General features: G+C 71.0%; 19 protein-coding genes and 3 pseudogenes. 10 read left to right on the top strand and 12 right to left on the bottom strand.

Features of this window, described 5'->3' with window-relative positions:
* On the bottom strand, positions 1-496 hold a 496-nt coding region (locus EAO76_RS47630; RefSeq protein ID WP_148837366.1), incomplete at its 3' end, for a transposase family protein.
* A 71-nt stretch (positions 497-567) separates the two neighbouring features.
* Here EAO76_RS47630 and EAO76_RS17360 point away from each other — a divergent pair.
* On the top strand, positions 568-879 hold the full coding sequence (locus tag EAO76_RS17360; protein ID WP_262375554.1) for a histidine phosphatase family protein: 312 nt from the start codon (positions 568-570) through the stop codon (positions 877-879).
* Positions 880-911: 32 nt separating this feature from the next.
* Here the strand turns inward: EAO76_RS17360 and metG are convergent, their stop codons facing one another.
* On the bottom strand, positions 912-2636 hold the full coding sequence (metG, locus tag EAO76_RS17355; RefSeq protein WP_148836869.1) for a methionine--tRNA ligase: 1725 nt from the start codon (positions 2634-2636) through the stop codon (positions 912-914).
* Positions 2637-3882: 1246 nt separating this feature from the next.
* Here metG and EAO76_RS17350 point away from each other — a divergent pair.
* The 3 genes from EAO76_RS17350 to EAO76_RS17340 all read left to right on the top strand — a co-directional run bounded on the left by EAO76_RS17350 (position 3883) and on the right by EAO76_RS17340 (position 6393).
* Positions 3883-4836 carry a NucA/NucB deoxyribonuclease domain-containing protein gene (locus EAO76_RS17350; RefSeq protein ID WP_148836868.1) on the top strand — a complete coding sequence of 318 codons (954 nt, stop codon included), beginning with the start codon at positions 3883-3885 and terminating at the stop codon, positions 4834-4836.
* Positions 4837-4938: 102 nt separating this feature from the next.
* Positions 4939-5892, top strand: coding sequence for a hypothetical protein (locus EAO76_RS17345; RefSeq protein WP_148836867.1), 954 nt, complete (start codon positions 4939-4941; stop codon positions 5890-5892).
* A gap of 6 nt (positions 5893-5898) precedes the next feature.
* Positions 5899-6393 (top strand): hypothetical protein, encoded by a 495-nt coding sequence (locus tag EAO76_RS17340; RefSeq protein ID WP_148836866.1) that lies wholly within the window; start codon positions 5899-5901, stop codon positions 6391-6393.
* A 311-nt stretch (positions 6394-6704) separates the two neighbouring features.
* Here EAO76_RS17340 and EAO76_RS45425 read toward each other — a convergent pair whose 3' ends face one another.
* The 5 genes and pseudogenes from EAO76_RS45425 to EAO76_RS17315 all read right to left on the bottom strand — a co-directional run bounded on the left by EAO76_RS45425 (position 6705) and on the right by EAO76_RS17315 (position 9665).
* Entirely contained in the window at positions 6705-6836 is a 132-nt protein-coding gene (locus EAO76_RS45425; RefSeq protein WP_222872179.1) for a DUF6207 family protein, read from the bottom strand.
* Between the two features lie 110 nt (positions 6837-6946).
* Entirely contained in the window at positions 6947-8095 is a 1149-nt protein-coding gene (locus tag EAO76_RS17330; RefSeq protein WP_262375553.1) for a VanZ family protein, read from the bottom strand.
* Between the two features lie 106 nt (positions 8096-8201).
* Positions 8202-8480 (bottom strand): annotated as a pseudogene (locus tag EAO76_RS17325) (transposase); the annotation flags it as partial.
* A gap of 51 nt (positions 8481-8531) precedes the next feature.
* Positions 8532-8702 carry a hypothetical protein gene (locus EAO76_RS17320; RefSeq protein WP_262375552.1) on the bottom strand — a complete coding sequence of 57 codons (171 nt, stop codon included), beginning with the start codon at positions 8700-8702 and terminating at the stop codon, positions 8532-8534.
* Positions 8703-8984: 282 nt separating this feature from the next.
* Positions 8985-9665 carry a TetR/AcrR family transcriptional regulator gene (locus EAO76_RS17315; protein ID WP_148837365.1) on the bottom strand — a complete coding sequence of 227 codons (681 nt, stop codon included), beginning with the start codon at positions 9663-9665 and terminating at the stop codon, positions 8985-8987.
* 112 nt (positions 9666-9777) lie between these two features.
* Here EAO76_RS17315 and EAO76_RS44630 point away from each other — a divergent pair, with 112 nt between their 5' ends.
* Positions 9778-9948: a hypothetical protein gene (locus EAO76_RS44630; RefSeq protein ID WP_187438673.1), complete on the top strand. Its 171-nt coding sequence runs from the start codon at positions 9778-9780 to the stop codon at positions 9946-9948.
* Here EAO76_RS44630 and EAO76_RS17310 read toward each other — a convergent pair.
* Positions 9942-10127 carry a hypothetical protein gene (locus EAO76_RS17310; RefSeq protein WP_148836862.1) on the bottom strand — a complete coding sequence of 62 codons (186 nt, stop codon included), beginning with the start codon at positions 10125-10127 and terminating at the stop codon, positions 9942-9944. The two genes, EAO76_RS44630 and EAO76_RS17310, sit on opposite strands and share 7 nt — an antisense overlap.
* 15 nt (positions 10128-10142) lie before the next feature.
* Between EAO76_RS17310 and EAO76_RS17305 the strand changes: the two genes are divergently transcribed.
* The 3 genes from EAO76_RS17305 (at position 10143) to cobM (ending at position 12874) form a co-directional block, all read left to right on the top strand.
* Positions 10143-10547 carry a VOC family protein gene (locus tag EAO76_RS17305; protein WP_148836861.1) on the top strand — a complete coding sequence of 135 codons (405 nt, stop codon included), beginning with the start codon at positions 10143-10145 and terminating at the stop codon, positions 10545-10547.
* 318 nt (positions 10548-10865) lie between these two features.
* On the top strand, positions 10866-12128 hold the full coding sequence (cbiE, locus tag EAO76_RS17300) for a precorrin-6y C5,15-methyltransferase (decarboxylating) subunit CbiE (protein WP_148836860.1): 1263 nt from the start codon (positions 10866-10868) through the stop codon (positions 12126-12128).
* Positions 12125-12874, top strand: coding sequence for a precorrin-4 C(11)-methyltransferase (cobM, locus tag EAO76_RS17295; protein WP_148836859.1), 750 nt, complete (start codon positions 12125-12127; stop codon positions 12872-12874). The genes cbiE and cobM overlap by 4 nt, the downstream gene beginning before the upstream one ends.
* A gap of 97 nt (positions 12875-12971) precedes the next feature.
* Here cobM and EAO76_RS17290 read toward each other — a convergent pair whose 3' ends face one another.
* Positions 12972-14087 (bottom strand): cobalt-precorrin-5B (C(1))-methyltransferase, encoded by a 1116-nt coding sequence (locus EAO76_RS17290; protein ID WP_148836858.1) that lies wholly within the window; start codon positions 14085-14087, stop codon positions 12972-12974.
* Between the two features lie 11 nt (positions 14088-14098).
* Here EAO76_RS17290 and EAO76_RS17285 point away from each other — a divergent pair, with 11 nt between their 5' ends.
* Positions 14099-14863, top strand: a complete 765-nt coding sequence (locus tag EAO76_RS17285; RefSeq protein WP_148836857.1) for a cobalt-precorrin-6A reductase — start codon at positions 14099-14101, stop codon at positions 14861-14863.
* Between the two features lie 237 nt (positions 14864-15100).
* Here EAO76_RS17285 and EAO76_RS17280 read toward each other — a convergent pair whose 3' ends face one another.
* From EAO76_RS17280 to EAO76_RS17270, 3 genes and pseudogenes are all read right to left on the bottom strand, one after another.
* Positions 15101-16618, bottom strand: coding sequence for a precorrin-2 C(20)-methyltransferase (locus tag EAO76_RS17280; protein ID WP_148836856.1), 1518 nt, complete (start codon positions 16616-16618; stop codon positions 15101-15103).
* Positions 16615-17241, bottom strand: coding sequence for a precorrin-8X methylmutase (locus EAO76_RS17275; RefSeq protein WP_148836855.1), 627 nt, complete (start codon positions 17239-17241; stop codon positions 16615-16617). The genes EAO76_RS17280 and EAO76_RS17275 overlap by 4 nt, the downstream gene beginning before the upstream one ends.
* A gap of 86 nt (positions 17242-17327) precedes the next feature.
* A pseudogene (locus tag EAO76_RS17270) lies at positions 17328-17966 on the bottom strand (hypothetical protein); the annotation flags it as partial.
* A gap of 70 nt (positions 17967-18036) precedes the next feature.
* Here EAO76_RS17270 and EAO76_RS17265 point away from each other — a divergent pair.
* Positions 18037-18823: pseudogene (locus tag EAO76_RS17265) on the top strand (precorrin-3B synthase); the annotation flags it as partial.

Raw genomic sequence — 18823 nt, 5'->3', positions numbered from 1 at the left:
GGGGAGCGGCTGTGCACGGATCAGCCGGAGCGAAGTGTCCTTGCAGGTGCCGACGGCCATGCGCCGGGAGCCGGAGCGAAGTGTCCTTGCAGGTGCCGACGGCCATGCGCCGGGACAGGCGAGCGCCTGGTCGGCCGCCCAGGAACAGGGCCACGTCGGTGAGCTGGGCGGTGAGAGCGTCCGTGCGGCGTGCGTGGCGACGGGTCAGGGCCGGTATCCGCTCGGCAGACGTCCGACGGGCGCAGTGCTCGTTCCCGCATACGAGTCGACGCGCTCGCAGTTCGATTCGTACACGCCGGCCCGCGACTGGACGATCCGCCAGCGTCCGCGGGTAGTAGCAGTGCATTCTCGAAGACCTCTGCCCGCATCCGGAACAAGCCGCCGAGGCGGCCCGTGATCGCACGGCGACCCGGGTCTCCGTATCCGTCAGCACCAGCTGGTCGACCTTCACCCCGACACCAGGCAGTAGAAGGTCCGCGACCTGAACCCCACCCATCCTGCCTGATCGCTGCCCAACTACCCCCAAAATAACGACAAAGCCCAGAAAGCGAGCCAGAACCGGAAGACGTGAACAAAGCCAACCGGCTCCGAACGCCGGGTGGCGAGTCGTCGGAGGACGTCCAGGCCCGCTACGTGGACCTCTGGGACGAGGCCTGCTCCGGGGAACGGCGACCCACCGCCCTCGTCGGGCACGGTGGGGGCATCGCCTGTCTGTTGCTGTGGCTCACCGGAAGCGGCTTCGACCGGCACCTCCAGCATGTGCCCGGGTTCGCCGGGGTCACGTGCGTGGAGATCAGCGGCCCGGCTCCGCGCGTGCGGCCCATGAACGTCTCGCCTGCGGACCTGCCCGTCCTCCTCAACGCCCGTACCGCCCGATGAGAGTCGGGACGGTACGGGGGCGGGGACGCCTGTCAGGCTTCCGGGGCGCCGCCGAAGCGCTCACGGTAGGACTCCAGGTCCTCCTCCGTGATCTTCGCGAAGAGCACCGGCGGGACCGTGAAAGCGGTGCTGGCCGGGACGGTGTCCAGGGACTTGGCCTGCTCCGCCGTCACCCAGGTCGCGGTGTCGTTCTCCAGGGCGAAGGTCCCGCGCATGGCGGCGGCCGACGTCGGGATGAACGGCTCGGAGACGACCGCGTACAGGTGGATCAGGTTCATCGCGGTACGGAGGGTCAGCGCGGCGCCGTCGGCGTCGGTCTTGATCTCCAGCCAGGGGGCCTTCTCCTCCAGGTAGGAGTTGCCCGCGGACCACAGCGCACGCAGGGCGGCGGCGGCCTTGCGGAACTGCAGGGCCTCCATCTGCTCCTCGTACTCGCCGAGCAGTCGTGCGATCTCCTCGCCCAGCTTCGCCTCCGCTTCGCCGGCGGCGTGCCCGGCCGGGACCTCGTCGCCGAACCGCTTGCGGGAGAAGGACAGCACGCGGTTGACGAAGTTGCCGAGGGTGTCCGCCAGGTCCTTGTTCACCGTGGCGGTGAAGTGCTCCCACGTGAAGGAGGAGTCGTCCGACTCGGGGGCGTTGGCGATCAGGAAGTAGCGCCAGTAGTCGCCGGGCAGGATCTCCAGGGCGGCGTCGGTGAAGACGCCGCGCTTCTGCGAGGTGGAGAACTTCCCGCCGTAGAACGTCAGCCAGTTGAAGCCCTTGACGACGTCGACCTTCTTCCAGGGCTCGCGCACGCCGAGCTCGGTGGCCGGGAACATCACCGTGTGGAAGGGGACGTTGTCCTTGGCCATGAACTGCGTGTACCGGACGGTGTCGTCGGCCTCGTACCACCACGACTTCCAGTCGCGGGTCTCACCGTCGGAGGCGGCGTCTGCCCACTCCTTCGTCGCGCCGATGTACTCGATCGGGGCGTCGAACCAGACGTAGAAGACCTTGCCCTCGGCCGCGAGCTCCGGCCAGGTGTCCGCCGGCACCGGGACACCCCAGTCGAGGTCGCGGGTGATGGCGCGGTCGTTCAGGCCCTCGGTCAGCCACTTGCGGGCAATGGACGTGGACAGATGCGGCCACTCGCCGCTGACGGTGGCGATCCACTCCTCGACCTCGAGCTGGAGCTTGGACTGCAGCAGGAAGAGGTGCTTGGTCTCGCGAACCTCCAGGTCCGTGGAACCGCTGATCGCCGACCGCGGGTCGATCAGGTCGGTCGGGTCAAGGACGCGGGTGCAGTTCTCGCACTGGTCGCCACGAGCTTTGTCGTAGCCGCAGTGCGGGCAGGTGCCCTCGACATACCGGTCCGGCAGGAAACGGCCGTCGACCGGCGAGTACACCTGACGGATCGCCCGCTCCTCGATGAAGCCGTTCTCGTTCAGCTTCCGCGCGAAGTGCTGGGTGATCTCGACGTTCTGCTGCGAGGAGCTGCGCCCGAAGTAGTCGAAGGCCAGCTCGAATCCGTCGTACACCGCCTTCTGCGCGTCGTGCGCCTGTGCACAGAACTCGGCGACCGTCAGCCCGGCCTCCTTGGCGGCCAGCTCGGCCGGCGTGCCGTGCTCGTCGGTGGCGCACATGTAGAGGACGTCGTGACCACGCTGGCGGAGGTACCGGGAGTACACGTCCGCCGGAAGCATCGACCCGACCATGTTGCCCAGGTGCTTGATCCCGTTGATGTAGGGAAGCGCGCTGGTTACCAGGTATCGAGCCATCCTTGGATGCTCCATTTCGTACGTACGGCGCCGGTGGTACTGCCACGGCGGGCCCAGGTCGGGAGGCCGCAGCCGACGCGATCACTCCGATCGCACGCCATCGTCACGCATGGTGATGAAACGGGACTGCAAACCGCCGTCATCGTATCGAACCGGGGGTGGGGTCAGCCGGTGGGTTTTCGCGCCGCACACCGCCGCGCCCGAAAAGCACTCGGCCGTCCGGGGCAGGCGGCCAAGCGAGTCCCGGACGGCCGAGGCGTTCCCCATCTTACGGCTACCGCCCACGGCGGATTTCGCGCCGCGAGTCCGCCCCCCAACCTCCATTCCGAACCACAGCGAGGTAGACCGCATGATCAGGAACCATGAGCCCCGTCGGCTCCGCGTCGTCGTGGGGCAGGGATACGTCGGGGGCCGCTTGCGGTGCGAGCCGCGACGCAGGAGGCCCGCCGCCTCTCGGCACACGCGCTGACGGCCGAGGCTGCTGCGCGCTGGCCAGACCTATCCGGCACCGCAGCCTTCGTCCACCGCACCGCCCCGCGCCCTGCAACCTGACCATGCCGAATCGCACGGCCCGGCCTGCGTGTCCGGGTGCGTGGTTCGTTCTTGCCGTTGCGGACCGTGTTCTACAGGGTCCGATGTCAGGTCGCCGGGGCGGCTTGGTTTGAGGAAACCGACGGGCTCGCAGCCCGGGTGCTATGGCTGTCTGTGCTCCTGCGAGGTCTGACCAGCAAGGACTGGGTGTCAGCAATGATCGTACCTTCGCATTGGCAATTCATTCTGAAGGGATCGCAGGGGTGTGCTGTGCGGCGTGTGAAGCCTCCTGTTGGCTAGGTGTGGCACGTCAAAGTTGCTTGTCAAGGCCAATTCTGATGCCTCCTCGTTCGAGAGGGGAGGGGGTGTTCTGGTGCGGGTGCCAGGAATGAGACATTCACAAACGCTATTTAGTCGTTCGGGTGTGAAGATCGCGGTGGGGCGTCGTGGCGGCCGTAGTTTCTTCACGCTGTTGTCCGTGCTCAGGAGTCAGGAAGTCGCGGCCTCCTCCAGCGGAGGCGCCGTCATGCCGCGGTGAGGTGCTCGGTGAACAGGTCGCCGAGTTGCCGGGGTCCGCTGGTTCATGGACGTGTCGTCGGCTGCGGGAGTGCGTCCGTCCCTGGCCAACTGCTGATGCCACTGAAAGGGCTTTGCCTGCATGTCTCTGAAGACCGCACTCCGCCGAACACCGCTCATAGCGGTGGTTGGAGCTCTCGTGATCACCGGCTTCACCGCGGGGCCCGCCTCGGCCGCCGTGCCGCAGGGCGCTGACGGGCTGCGTTCCGTCGTTGCCTTCGGTGCCGCTGGTGTCTCCGCCCAGAAGGCCAAGACCAGCTACACGCGGACTCGTGGCAGTACCAGCGAGCCGTTCGTGCTCACGGTGATCGACACGCGGGGCAAAGTCCGCGGTCAGATGACCGGCAAGGCGACCCAGTCGGAGAAGCTGAACTCCAAGTCGCGCAACTGGAGCCGCACTCTCAAGATCAAGATCACCAGTGCCTCCGGTGTCGTCAAGGGCGGTGCGAAGATCAGCACGAAGATCTCGTGCGGCAAGGGGGCTCGCCGCTGTCAGCCCTCCAAGGCGGTCAAGGGAACCCTGAAGAAGGGCCGGACCTACACCGCAAGCTGGAAGATCCACTCACCGGGCAACAAGACCGTCACCCACAAACCGGTCCCCATCGCCACCGTCACAGTCCCCGGCGCCGTCCCGGACAACAGCGCACCGGTCACCATGCGCGGCGTGCGCTGCGACAACGTGAAGTACCTGGGCAAGCCCGGCTGCGTCTACAGCTCCTGGCCGCCGAGCTTCGCCCTGTCCCGCAAGGACAAGGCGGTCAAGGAAGCCGCAAAGCACGTCTACGACGCCCAACGCAAGGTCAAGGGCAAGCCGGGACTTTCCAAGCCGCTGCACCGCCTGACCGGAAAGAGCAAGATCGACAAGAACCGTGCGGTCGTCTGCAAGAAGAAGTACACACGGCCCAAGGGCAAGTCCTGCGACGAGTACCCCATGGCATCCACCCGCGAGGGTGGCAAGGAAGGGTCCAAGAAGCTGAGCAGCCACCGCATGATCAATGCCAAGCAGAACAGCAAGGCAGGAACCCGGCTCAACCAGTTCTACGGGAACAACCGGATCATGGAAGGTGACGGCTTCTTCGTGAAGGCGAAGTAGCCCCCACAGGAACCGACCCCGCAGACCCTGGCGGCGGAAGACCGCCAAACTGCCACCACCGCCACGTAGGCTCTGCCCGAACCAAGCTGAAGGGTGGCCGCGATGCCCCACGCGTCTCAGTCCATGACGCTCTTCGTAGAAAACGGCCGGTTCGAGATCGACCCCACCGAGCCGGACGCAGACGAAAGCCCCGACATCCAGCCGCCGCTCGGCGAGCCGGCCAACGGGCTCATCGCGGCCACCACCAACGCCGCCGCCATCCACACCGGCATCAAAAAGGGCAACGTCCACCTCGACACCTGCCTCTTCGACACCGAACCCGCCCTCGACCCCGACACCTGGGACGAGGTGATCGACACCACCTTCACCTCCACCACCGGCTACGCCCGCATCGGCTCCTACGAGCACGCCATGAACCTCAACATCGCCCACCAGGGCCCGGGAACCTACCGGCTGCGCCTGCACGCCAAGGGCCGCGACTCCCAGCCCGGAGCCAGTCGGCGCCGCAACTCCAAGCCCAGCGCCGAGCACTACCTGTTCCACATCTGGCCCGCCCCGGCCGCCCCCGAGACCGTGCACAAGGCCACCGACACCATCGGCCGCACACTGCGCACCCGGCTCGCGACGATGACCGAGCGGGGCGCGAAGTGGTCCCTGGACGACTGGGCCGGCCCCCTCACCGTGAACGTCACCGACGGGACGTTCTCCCTGCAGGACCCAGACGCGCAGACCAGGCCGCAGCCCACTGGTCTCATCTCCACCGAGAAGGACTGGGCCCTGATCTCCACCACAGCATCGACCGGCACCGTCACGGTCACCCTGCACCCCGCCGACCGCGACCCGGGGCCCGATCCGCTGTCATGGGACGAGATCGCCGAAGCCGTCGTCCGCTCCACCACCGGCCACCTGGTCCTGTGCACAGCCAACGGACCCACCAAGGACCATGAGGACACGGCCCTGCACGGCTCCCGCCAGTACGGCATCCGCGTCCACACCCGCCGCACAGCCGACGGCGAGGACTACCTCGTCCAGACATGGATGCACGGAAAGAAGTAGACAACCATGACCCGACCGCTCGGCCCCTGGCCCGTCCGTGTCGACGAAGGACAGTTCTACATCGCCCCCGAGGACAACCACGCCAAGGGCCTGGACAAACGTATGGAACGCGCCCTGGACCACGCCTACAAGAACGCAGGCCTGATCGGATCCTCCAAGGACACCGCGTGCGTACTGGCCGGCATCAACTGCGGCACCATCATGCTCTCCGTCCTCCAGACCGACACCGACCCGGGCCCGGACCCCGCACCATGGGACGAGACCGAGGAAACCGACCTCACCTCATCAACCGGCGACTTCCGCTACAACGCCCTCATGGGCAACACCGGCGAAGACCCGCAGGAGCCGTACGAAACCAACCTCGCCCACGCAGGACCCGGCACCTACCGACTACGCCTGCACGCCCGGGGACGGGACATCAACCCCGATGGCGTGCAGGACGACGACGAACCGATCGCGGAACACTACCTGCTCCAGGTCTGGCCGAAGCACACACCGTAGAAACTGGAGCAGCCCTCGGTCTGCCAGCAGACGCTCGGCAGCGCCTTCCGAAAGGGATCGACAGATCAAGGACGGTGAAGGGACGAACACGTACTTTGCACGCCCGGTCCGCCCCGGAGCCCGTGCGCGACCCACGTACGACGAGTAGGCCCGGTGCCAGCTACGTAAAGTCTGAGGGGAGTGGGATCAGCCCGGCTCAGCAGAAATCGGCACTCCCTTTCTCCGGGCGGCTTCGGCGAGGCGGTGACGAAACCCGTCCCCTTGTCCTCAGGGGGCGGTGAGGATGGTGTGGGTGCCGATGCGGCGCCAGATCACGTGCGGTGTGCCGGGGCGGAGCGCTGCTCCAGCTCGGCCATGACAACGATCGCGGGTTCCTCGTCGGTGGCGGTGATGTCGAGGACAACGAGGCCAGGCTCGTCGATGTGCTGGGCGTCGATTTCCATGCTGTCTCTGACGCGGTGATCGACCGGCCGGGTTCGCCAATACCGTGGACGCCATCCGTACGAGCGACACGAGGCCCCGCCGACCTGACAGTCGCTGGGGCGTGAGCTGTTCAGCTGGGAGGAGTCGAAGGAAGCCCCTGGGTGGGAGAGGCCCTCTCATCCACCTTGCCTGTTTCGGCGTCGACATACACCGGGTACACATCGTCCCCGGCGCGGACAGGTACGGCCCATTGTGCTCGCCACTCGCCTTCGCGCCGGATCGCCAGGAGGTTGCCCGGACCCGTCTCAGCGCCACGTGAGTACTTGGACGCCGTGGCGAGGGCCTGCTTCTCGCCCACTCGGCGAGGGGGCAGAGTCACCGAACCCTCTGCGTGGCGAGTGAGCAGCTGAGAGACCCGTCCTGCCCTGTTGATCTGTACATCCAGACGCATGGGCATGAGTACTCCGTCGACCCGGCTGCGCCAGCTGACCATCCAGCCGAACTCCGCCTCGTCCCCGACGGGGAAAGCCTTCACGTGGGAGTCTTCCAGCCCCCACGGGAACCGTTCCTTCGCGTACCTCTTCGCTATCCGAAGCGCGTCGTCGGCATTCTTGGGGGCTGACGACGATCCTGTCACGGGGAAGCTGCCGGGACCGGGCCTGCTTGAACTTTCCAGACTGACCGTGAGCTGTTCCTTGTCCGGCCAGCTCAGTTCGGCGAACCCTGTCTCCAGCGTGATAAACAGCATGTCGGAGGCGCCATTCTGCCCAGACTGCAGCTGCACGTTTGCGATCTCGAAGTGGTCGTCGAAGGCGGTCGCGAGTACCTGCCGCGCCTGCGACTTCTCGTCCCCGCTTGCGATCTGCAGGCTGGTCGAGTCCAGGATAAGCGGTGTGATCCATGCCTTCCACACCACGGCACATGCGAGGAATCCGGCCCCGAAGATGATGGCCATCGGCTTCAAAGCGGCCTGTGAGGGAAGGAGTTCGCCTCGGGTGGCGCGAATCGAAGCCCAGGCAGCGAGCGTTCCCAGACCTGCGCCGAGAACGTTCATCTGGACGTCGCTGCTGTCACAGCTGCGACCGACCCAGGGGGCCAGCGCCTGGCAGAGCTCGGTGACCACCGACAGCAGAGCTCCCCCCAGAAAGACAGGAAGCACGCGCCGGACGGCAAGGACACCGAAGAACCCGATGGGCACGAACATCGCCAGATTGAGCAGACCCTGCTCCGTGGCGAAGGACTCACCGTAATTGCGGTTGAGGACACACTGACCGGACACGCTCTTGGGCGAAGGGAAGAAGAGGGTGACGCTCAGCTCCGCTGCCAGGACCGCCGCCAGCCCCGCGTACGACCAAGGGCGCTGGAGATACCTCTTACTGATCGTTTCAGAATGAGGTTCGGAGTCGTCTCAAACAGATGATGCTGCAGGCGAGTTGGAGCAGTCCGAGGTGGAGGTCGGCGCGTATCTCGTAGCGGATCCGCAGTCGTTTGAACTGGTGGAGCCAGGCGAAGGTCCGCTCCACGACCCAGCGCGTCTTGCCCAGCCCCGAGCCGTGCGGGACACCTCGACGGGCGATCTTCGGGGTGATGCCCCGAGCCCGCAGGATGCGGCGGTACTTGTCGGCGGGGGGTTTCCTCAACGAAAAACGCCCTCTGCGGTGGCGTTCCCCTTGGGGGTGCCACCGCAGAGGGCGTTTTTCGTGCTGCCGGGAGGGTCAGTTGTGGCCGAACCTCCGCTGCTTCCGGTGGGAGACCTGTTCTGAGATCGAGCGCACCGGGTCCGGGGTGGTGGTCGGCTGCGTCTGCTCCTTCGTCTCCGGAGTGGCGCTGCGTTCGTGGCCGCCGGTGCGGGCGCCGCGGTTCTGCCGACTCTGCTTCTTGCCCACGATCGTGCCTCCTGTTGCGGATCTCGGACGATGGGCCATGACCAGACTCGCACGCAGGCAGAAAAGGTGCATTTCGTGCCACGGTCGCCGAGTGCGGCTACCTCCGGGGTGCTCGGTCCATGGGGTGGCGCCCGACCCCGGCCGTTCGGTTCGCGGCGTGGCGCCCGGCCGGGGTCGCTCGGTCCGCAGTGTGGTGCGACGTCCGGGGCGTTCGGTTCACGAGGTGGTGCGGAGCCCGGGTCGTTCGGTCCGCGGGGTGGGGTGGCGGCCGGGTCGTTCGGTTCATGAGGCGGGGCCGGCCGTGGCGTAGTCCGCGAGTGCCGGTTCGAGCAGGTCGAAGGCGTGCTCCCCCTCCGTCGCGACGATCCCGGCGATCTCCGGGTTGGTGAGGCCGGTGAGGGTGAGCTCCTGGACGCGCTGGAAGAGGGTGCGCTGCACCGCGCCGAGCAGGGCCGCCGCCGTCCGCACGGTGATGTCGTCGGGGGCGGATCCGGTGGCCTCGGCGAGGGTGGCGGCCAGTGCCTCCTCGCGCTGGTCGTGCAGGCCGCGCAGGCAGGTCGAGAGGGTGGGGCTGTCGGCGATCATGCGCGAGAACTCCGGCCCCGCGAAGCCCTGTACCGGGTTCTGTGCCGCCACCGCGGCCCCGAAGTCCCGGCGCAGCGCGGACAGGGCGGACTCGCCCTCCTTCCGGGAGGCCACGACGTGGGCCGAGCTGCCGATGAACGCCTCCTGGTGGTCGAGGGCCAGGTCCTCCTTGCGCGGGAAGTAGTTGGTCACCGTCTTCTTGGCCACGCGTGCCGCGACGGCGATCTCCGCGATGGTCGTCCGCTCGAAGCCCTGCTCGATGAAGAGCCTGGTCGCGTGGTCGGAGATCAGCTGCCGGGTCTCCCGCTTCTTGGTCTCCCGCAGGCCCGGTGCACCCGGCGTCCCGGGGGATGCCGCGGTCTCCGTCTTCGGTTCCATGTCGATACTCATGGGCGAATCTTACCTCCGTAGCATTTTTATGTTGACACCCCGATGGGTCTCGCTCTAAGTTTACGTCCGTCGCAAGTTTCTCCCGATGGAAGGAATGGTCATGCGAAAGACCGATCTCGTCACGTTCCTCGCGAACCAGGCGGCCGAGCAGGCCGACCACCCCGACAGCAGGGGAAACCGTCGGTCCCGGTTCGTTGCCCCGCCCTCCGCCGGGCGCATCCCGGGCAACGCCCGCCCCATGCGCAACATCCCGCGCCGCCGCTCCTACTGACGCCCGGCCCCGTACGAAGCCCCGGCCCCGCACAGCGCCGCGTTCTCGCACAGCGCCGCGTTCTCGCACAGCGCCGCGTTCTCGCACAGCGCCGCGTCCTCGCACAGCGCCGCGTCCTCGCACGGAGCCCCGTTCCCGTACGGAAACCCGGCCCCGCACGGACCGTTCAGCCCTCTCACGGACAGGAACCCGCCTTGCAGATCACCGCCACCACCGTCTCGCTCACCGTCGACGACGTCACCGCGTCCCAGGACTTCTTCACCACGCACCTCGCCTACCAGGTGCAGGCCGCCGCCGACGGATTCGCCTCGCTCACCCGCCAGGACGCCGCCGCCGACATCGTCCTGCTGCGGCGCGGCACCGAGGTCCTGCCGGCCGACCAGCGCGACCGGCACGCCTCGGGCCTGATCCTCGCCCTCACCCTCACCGGCATCGAGGCGGAGGAGAGGCGACTGCGCGCCGAGGGCGTCGAGATCACCATGCCGCTGCGCGAAGAGCCCTGGGGCGAGCGGCTGTTCCAGGTCAAGGACCCCAACGGGGTCGTCGTCCAGTTCGTCGAATGGACCGACGCCGAGGCCGTCGAACCGGACGGGTCATGAGGCCCGCCGGGGAGCGATCCCCGCAGCCGTACGGGGACCCCGGCCCGTGCACCGGACCGGACCCCTGTACCGGACCGGGCCCCCGTACCGCACCGGGCCCCGGTACGGGCCAGGGCCCCCGTACCGCGCCGGGCCCCGGCGCACGGAGCGGCACGCCCCGCCGACCTGCCCGGAGCGCACCGCTCCGACGGCATCGGCGGAGGTCACCTGGCCGGTGTGCGATCGGGGCCGGACAGTAGAGTTCGGCTGCGTCAGCCCCCGAGCACCGAGGTACCGGCCGTGACCCTCGCCCCACCCGAACCCCCAGCCCCACCTGCGGTGACCGTCGTAGGGATCGGTGCCGACGGCTGGCCGGGACTGTCCGGGCCGGCCCGCGAGGCGCTGGCCGGCGCGCAGGTGCTGATCGGTGGCGGACGGCAGCTCGACCTGCTCCCACCGTCCTGTGCGGGACGCCGGGTGCCGTGGCCGTCACCGCTGAGGCCCGCCGTCCCCGGTCTGCTCGCCGAGCACGCGGGCAGCAGGATCGCCGTCCTGGCCAGCGGCGACCCCATGTTCTACGGGATCGGCCGGGCCCTGACCGAAGTGCTGGGCGCCGCCGCGCTGAACGTCGTGCCGCACCCCTCGTCCGTGTCCTACGCCTGCGCCCGCGTCGGCTGGCCGCTGGAGGACACCGAGGTCGTCACCCTGGTCGGCCGCCCCACCGCCCGGCTGGCCGCCGCCCTCCACGACGGCCGACGGCTGCTGGTCCTCAGCGCGGACGCCACCACCCCCGCCGAGGTGGCCGGACTGCTGCGCGAACGGGGCTTCGGCCCGAGCCGGCTGCGGGTGCTCGAACAACTCGGCGGCATGGACGAGTCCTGCATGGAAGGCACCGCGGACCACTGGCCGCACCCGCCGGGCGACCCCTTGAACATCGTCGCGGTCGAATGCCGCCGCGCCCCCGGAACCCTGCGCCTGGGCGCCGTACCGGGCCTGCCCGACGAGGCGTACGAGCACGACGGGCAGCTCACCAAACGCCATGTGCGGGCCACCACCCTCGGCGTGCTCGCACCCGCCCCCGGCGAACTCCTGTGGGACATCGGCGGCGGTTCGGGGTCCATCGCGATCGAGTGGATGCGGACCCACCCGTCCTGCCGCGCGATCTGCGTGGAGCGCGACCCGGAGCGGGCGGAACGCATCACGCGCAACGCCGACCGCCTCGGGGTGCCCGGGCTGCGCGTCGTCACCGGCCGGGCCCCGGACGGACTGGCCGGACTGCCCGTGCCCGACGCCGTGTTCATCGGCGGCGGACTGACCGCGCCCGGCCTCCTCGACGCCTGCTGGGAGTCGCTGCCCGTCGGCGGCCGGCTGGTCGCCAACACGGTCACGCTGGAGTCCGAGGCCCTGCTCGCCGGGGCGCACCGGCGGTACGGCGGCGAACTGGTCCGGCTCGCCGTCGCGCACGCCGTGCCGGTCGGCGGCTTCACCGGCTGGCGGCAGGCCATGCCGGTCACCCAGTGGTCCGTGCGCAGGACCTCGACCATTCCCGTCGCGGAACGCCCCGCACGGGTGTCCGCGGAAGATCCAGGAGACAACAGATGACCGTGTACTTCATCGGCGCGGGCCCGGGTGCGGCCGACCTGATCACGGTGCGCGGTGCCCGCACGCTCGCGGCCTGCGGGGTGTGCCTGTACGCGGGCAGCCTGGTGCCCCGCGAACTGCTCGCCGAATGCCCGCCGGACGCCCGTCTGGTGGACACCGCCCAGCTCGACATCGACCAGATCACCGCCGAACTGCTGGCCGCGCACGAGGCCGGCCAGGACGTGGCCCGGCTGCACTCGGGCGACCCGTCGGTGTTCAGCGCGGTCAACGAGCAGATGCGGCGGCTCGACGAGGCCGGGGTGCCCTACGAGGTGGTGCCGGGCGTCCCCGCGTTCGCCGCCGCCGCCGCGGCGCTCAAGCGGGAACTGACCGTGCCGACCGTCGGCCAGACCGTCATCCTCACCAGGATCGCCCAGCGCGCCACCGCCATGCCGGAGGGCGAGGACCTGGCCACGCTGGGCCGCAGCGGGGCGCTGATCGTGCTGCACCTCGCCGCCCGGTACGTGGACCGCGTCGTGGCGGAACTGCTGCCGCACTACGGGGCCGACTGCCCGGCCGCCGTCGTGGCGCTGGCCTCCCGCCCGGACGAGCTGATCCTGCGCGGGACCCTCGACGACATCGCCGAGCAGGTGAAGGCGGCGGGAGTGATCCGTACCGCCGTCATCATGGTCGGCCGCACCCTCGGCGCCGAGCAGTTCCGCGACAGCCACCTCTACTCGCCGCACCGCGAACGGCACGTCTGCTGACGGACGGCCGGACGGCCGGACGGCTCCCCCGGCCGGTACGAGGGCCGGGGGAGCCCCCGTCGGGGGCATCAGCGCATGTCACTGCGCCCGACGACCGTCAGCGCACGTTGCTGCGCCCGACGACCGTTCCCGCCCGGTCGATGCAGATGACATCGACGGCCACGGGGGCGCCCCGCAGGACCGAGAGCGCCTGGTCCCGGGCCGCCACGGCCACCAGGTCCCCGAGCGGAACGCCCCGCGCCTGGCACGAACGGAGCGCGGCCAGCCCCGTGTTCGCGGTCGCCACCTCGGCCACCAGCTCCTCGTCGGCGCCCCCGCGCCGGGCCAGTCCGGCCAGGAAGGGCTTGTCGACCTGGGACCGGGCCGAGTGCAGGTCGAGGTGGCCGGCGGCCAGCTTCGACAGCTTGGCGAACCCGCCGCAGACGGTGAGCCGGTCCACCGGATGACGGCGCACGTACTTGAGCACCGCGCCCGCGAAGTCGCCCATGTCCAGCAGCGCGATCTCCGGCAGGCCGTACTCGGCCACCACGGTCCGCTCCGAGGTGGAACCCGTGCAACCGGCGACATGGGTGTGCCCGGCGGCCCGGGCCACGTCCACGCCGCGCCGGATCGAGTCGATCCACGCCGAGCAGGAGTACGGCACCACCACGCCCGTCGTGCCCAGGATCGACAGGCCGCCCAGGATGCCGAGGCGCGGGTTCCAGGTGGAGCGGGCGAGCTCCTCGCCGTCGTCCACGGAGACGGTGACCTCGACGTCCTCCGAACCCCGGTGCTCCGCCGCGACCCGGGCGATGTGGTCGCGGATCATCTGCCGCGGCACCGGGTTGACCGCGGGCTCCCCGACATCGAGCGGCAGGCCGGGCAGGGTGACCGTGCCCACGCCCGGACCGGCCCGGAACACCACGCCCGCGCCCGGCGCCAGCCGCCGCACGGTGACCCGGACGAGGGCGCCGTGCGTCACGTCGGGGTCGTCGCCCGCGTCCTTCACCACCCCGGCCGTCGCCCGGTCCGCCGCCAGCTCCTCCACCGCGAGCGCGAAGGCGGGCGTCTGCCCCTTGGGCAGGGTGATCGTCACCGGATCGGGGAAGTCACCGGTCAGCAGGGCCGTGTACGCGGCGGTGGCCGCCGCGGTCGCGCAGGCCCCGGTGGTCCAGCCGGGCCGCAGACCGGTGTGTTTCAGTTGGGCGCTGCGCCCGCCCTTCGCCTCACTCATGGATGGATCCGATGCACGTACTCGTTCTCGGCGGGACCACGGAGGCCCGCCGCCTCGCCGGACTGCTGGTGGGGACGGCCCCGGCCGGGGGCCGGGTGACCAGTTCGCTCGCCGGCCGGGTGGCCGGTCCGAGGCTTCCGCCGGGGGAGGTCCGCATCGGCGGTTTCGGCGGGGTCGACGGCCTCGCCGCGTGGCTGCGCACGCACCGGGTGGACGCGCTCATCGATGCCACCCATCCTTTCGCCGGGACGATCAGTTTCAACGCGGCCGCTGCCGCCGCCGCGACCCATGTTCCCCTGCTGGCGCTGCGCCGCCCCGGCTGGGTGCCCGGTGACGGCGACGACTGGCACCCGGTCGATTCGCTGGCCGGGGCCGCGGCGGCCCTGCCCGCGCTGGGGCGGCGGGTCTTCCTCACGACCGGGCGGATGGGGATCGCCGCCTTCGCCGGGTCGGACCCGCTGTGGTTCCTGATGCGCTCGGTGGACGCCCCCGACCCCGGCACGCCGTGCCCCGCGCGGATGGAGATCCTGCTCGACCGGGGCCCGTTCACGCTCGAAGGGGAACGCCGGCTGATCGACCGTCACCGCATCGACGTCCTCGTCACCAAGGACAGCGGGGGCGAGGCCACGGCCCCCAAGCTCACCGCGGCCCGCGAGGCGGGCATCCCCGTGGTGGTGGTGCGCAGGCCGCCCGTGCCGCCGGGCGTGCCCGTCGTCACCGCCCCGGAACCAGCCGTCGCCTGGCTGCGCGAACAGCCGACGGTCCACTGGCCCTGACCGGCCGTCGTACGGGTTCCGGTCTCCGGACGGCCTTCGGTCTCCGTACGGGGCCTTGTCCTCGTACGGGGCCTTGTCCTCGTACGGCCTCCGGATTTCGTACGGGTCCCGGTCCTTGTACGGCCTCCGGTCTACGTACGGGTTCCGGCCGTTCTCCGGGTCCCGGTCCTCGTACGGGCCCCGGATCTCGTACGGGTCCCGGAGGGCGGCCGGGACCCGCACGACGGCCGCGGGCGCTCAGCCCTCCGGGTAGCGGCGGGGCGTCCAGACGATCTGCTCGCCCTCGTCGCCGCCGCGCCGCACCCACCGGGTCTGCGAGGAGCCGACGATCAGGATCGTCCGCATGTCCACCTCGGCGGGGTCGAGATCGGCCAGGCGCACCGTCCGCACGCTCTCGGCCGGCCCGCCCACGTCCCGGCCCAGGACCACGGGCGTGTCCGGCGAGCGGTGTTCGAGCAGCAGGTCGCGGGCCTTGCCGACCTGCCAGGTGCGGCTGCGCGAACCGGGGTTGTACAGCGCGAGCACCAGGTCCGCCGAGGCCGCCGCGCGCAGCCGTTCCGCGATCACCTCCCACGGCTTGAGCCGGTCGGAGAGCGATATCGTCGCGTAGTCGTGGCCCAGCGGCGCACCCGCCCGCGCGGCGGCGGCGTTGGCCGCCGTGACCCCCGGCAGCACCCGCACCGGCACCCGGGCGTACTCCTCCTGCGACGCCACTTCGAGGACGGCCGTCGCCATGGCGAAGACCCCCGGGTCGCCGCCGGACACCACGGCCACCCGCCGGCCGCGCCGGGCCAGGTCGAGCGCGAACTCGGCCCGCTCCGACTCGACCTTGTTGTCCGAGCCGTGCCGCACCTGCCCCGGACGGACCGGCACCCGGTCCAGATAGGTGGTGTAGCCGACCAGGTCGTCGGCGGCGGCCAGCGCCCCGCGCGTCTCGGGCGTCAGCCACAGCGGCCCGGCGGGCCCGGTGCCGACGACGACCACCTCGCCGCCGTCCGGCGCGTTCCCCGGACGCGGCGCGTCGACACGGCTGGGCAGGACCGCGACCGCGAAGTACGGCACCGACTCGGGGTCGACCCCGGCCAGTTCGGCCCGGCGCTCCCCGGCCATCGTGGCGCGTTCGACGTAACGTGCCTCGGGCAGCCGCCCGGACGCCTCGAAGGCCCGGCGCACGGCGGGGAAGGTGCGCCCCAGCTTCATGACCACGGCCGCGTCGGTGGCGGCGAGCCGGGCGGTCAGTTCCTCCTCCGGCAGGGTGCCGGGCAGGATCGTCAGCACCTCCTCGCCCTCCACGAGCGGGGTGCCGAGCCGGGCCGCGGCGGCGCTGACCGAGGTCACCCCCGGGATCACCTCGGTCGGGTAGCGGTCGGCGAGCCGCTTGTGCATGTGCATGTACGAGCCGTAGAAGAGCGGGTCGCCCTCGGCGAGCACCGCGACCGTGCGGCCGGCGTCCAGGTGCTCCGCCAGCCGCGCCGCCGCCTGCGCGTAGAACTCCTCCATCGCGCCCCGGTAACCGCCCGGGTGGTCCGTGGTCTCCGTCGTGACGGGGTAGACCAGCGGCTCCTCGATGTGGTCGGCGCGGATGTGCTCCGCCGCGATGGACCGGGCGATGGACCGCCCGTGCCGGGCGCTGTGGTACGCGACGACGTCCGCCCCGGCGATGATCTGCACCGCGCGCACGGTCATCAGGGCCGGGTCGCCGGGGCCGAGCCCGACCCCGTACAGCCGGCCGGTCTTCTGCTCGCTCACGGTCACTCTTCCTCGCTGGCGATGGCGTTGAGGGCGGCCGCCGCCATGGCGCTGCCGCCGCGCCGGCCGCGCACGATCAGGTGGTCCAGCGCGGACGGGTGCGCGGCCAGGGCGTCCTTGGACTCGGCCGCGCCGATGAAGCCGACGGGTACCCCGATGACGGCCGCCGGGCGGGGCGCGCCCTCCTCGATCATCTCCAGCAGCCGGAACAGGGCGGTCGGCGCGTTCCCGACGGCGACGACCGAACCCTCCAGCCGGTCGCGCCACAGCTCCAGGGCCGCGGCGCTGCGGGTGGTCCCCAGCTCCGCCGCGAGACCGGGCACCGCCGGGTCGGACAGGGTGCACACCACCTCGTTCGCCGCGGGCAGCCGCTTGCGGGTGACGCCGCTGGCGACCATGGCCACGTCGCACAGGATGGGCGCACCGGCCCGCAGCGCCGCACGGGCACGGGCCACCACGTCCGGGCTGAAAGCGAGATCGCGTACGAGGTCGACCATGCCGCAGGCGTGGATCATGCGGACCGCGACCTGGCTGACATCGGCGGGCAGACCGGACAGGTCCGCCTCTGCGCGGATCGTGGCGAAGGACTGGCGGTAGATCGCCGGTCCGTCCTTCTCGTACTCGTGCACGGCTTTTTCGCTCTCTTCAGGGGGTCATGGGGTCACGGGGTCATGGGGCGTGGAACGGCCGGGGCCGAAGGCCGCGGCATCGTCGGTCAGATGGGCAGGCCGCGCGTGCCCCGGGCCGCCGCCACCGCGGCGGCGAGCCCGTCGGAGCCGCCGGGGAAGGGGGAGTCGTACGGGGCCTGCTGCCGCCCCTCGTTCCGCACGGGGTCCTGGGCGGGGTCCTGGACAGGGGGTTGTACGGGGGGCCGTGCGGCGTTCCGGGCGGAGTCCCGTACGCGGGAGACCCGGTACCCGTCGGGGCCGGCGACGACGTCGACCCACTCGCCCCGGGGATGCCCGCACCGGCGTTCGCACCCGGACCAGTACACGGGCAGGGCCCCCGCGGGCCCCAGCGCGGCCGCCGCGTCGGCCCGCACGTCGGCCAGCGACTTCGCGCAGCCCGGCCGCCCGATGCAGGCGCCCACCCCGGTCCAGGGGGAGTCGGGGCCGGTGACGAGGCCGGTGGCGCCCAGGGCGTCCAGCAGTTCCGGGGCCCGCGTCCGGGCCACCCCGGGGACGACGATCCCGCGCCACGGCGTCAGGCGCAGTTCGCCGTTGCCCCGGCGGGCCGTGTCCGTCAGCGTCCGCCACTGCCCGGGGGTGATGCGGCCCAGGGGCACGCCCACGGACAACGCGGCGGTGCCGTGCGGGGAGTTCACGATGCCCGCGGCGGGGCCGGCGGTTCGCCGACCRGGACGGGCCGGGCTGTGCGGGATGGCCAACCATTGGGGGACATACGGTTCCGATGGGACGGTCGGTATGCTCGCCGCCATGTCTTCGCCGGTCGCTCCGTCCCCGCCCCCGGGAGACCCGTCTCCCCGGGACCGCGACGACGCCTGCCCCGGCACGCTGCGGCTGCACGGCGCGGACGACGGCGCGCTGGCCCGGGTCCGGGTCCCCGGCGGTGTGCTGGACGCGGCGCAGGCGGACGCGCTGGGCAGGGCCGCCGAGGAGCTGGGCGACGGTGAGTTGCATCTCACTTCGCGCGGCAACGTGCAGCTGCGCGGCCTGGGCCCGGACCGCGGCGCCGAGTTGGCCCGCCGGCTGGACGGGGCGGGGCTGCTGCCCTCCGCCCGCCACGAGCGGATACGCAACGTGGTGGCGTCACCGCTCTCGGGCCTCGACGGATCGGGGGCGGGGGACGTCCGTCCCTGGCTGTCCGGACTGGACGCGCTGCTGTGCGCCGACGACGAAACGGCGGCCCTGTCCGGCCGGTTCCTCTTCGCCCTCGACGACGGCCGCGGCGACGTGGCGGCGCTCGGCGCCGATGTGACCCTGGTCGCACAGCGGGACGGGACCGCGCTGCTGCGGATCGGCACGGCACGGGCCACCACCCGGATACCCGGCGAACGGGCGCCGCGGGTCGCCCTCCTCGCCGCCCGGACGTTCCTGGAACGGGCGCGCGGCCACGGCGCGTGGCGTGTGACGGACCTGCCCGGCGGGGCCGAGGACCTCCACGCCGAGATCGCCGAACGACTGCGCGGGGCGGGGCTCGTCGCCACCCCGGACACCTCCGGCACCCCCGCCGCCCCGGACACCTCCGGCA

Origin of the sequence: Streptomyces sp. sk2.1 (assembly GCF_008120935.1) — a bacterium.
Lineage (GTDB): Bacteria > Actinomycetota > Actinomycetes > Streptomycetales > Streptomycetaceae > Streptomyces.
This window is presented reverse-complemented; position numbering and strand designations above follow the sequence as displayed.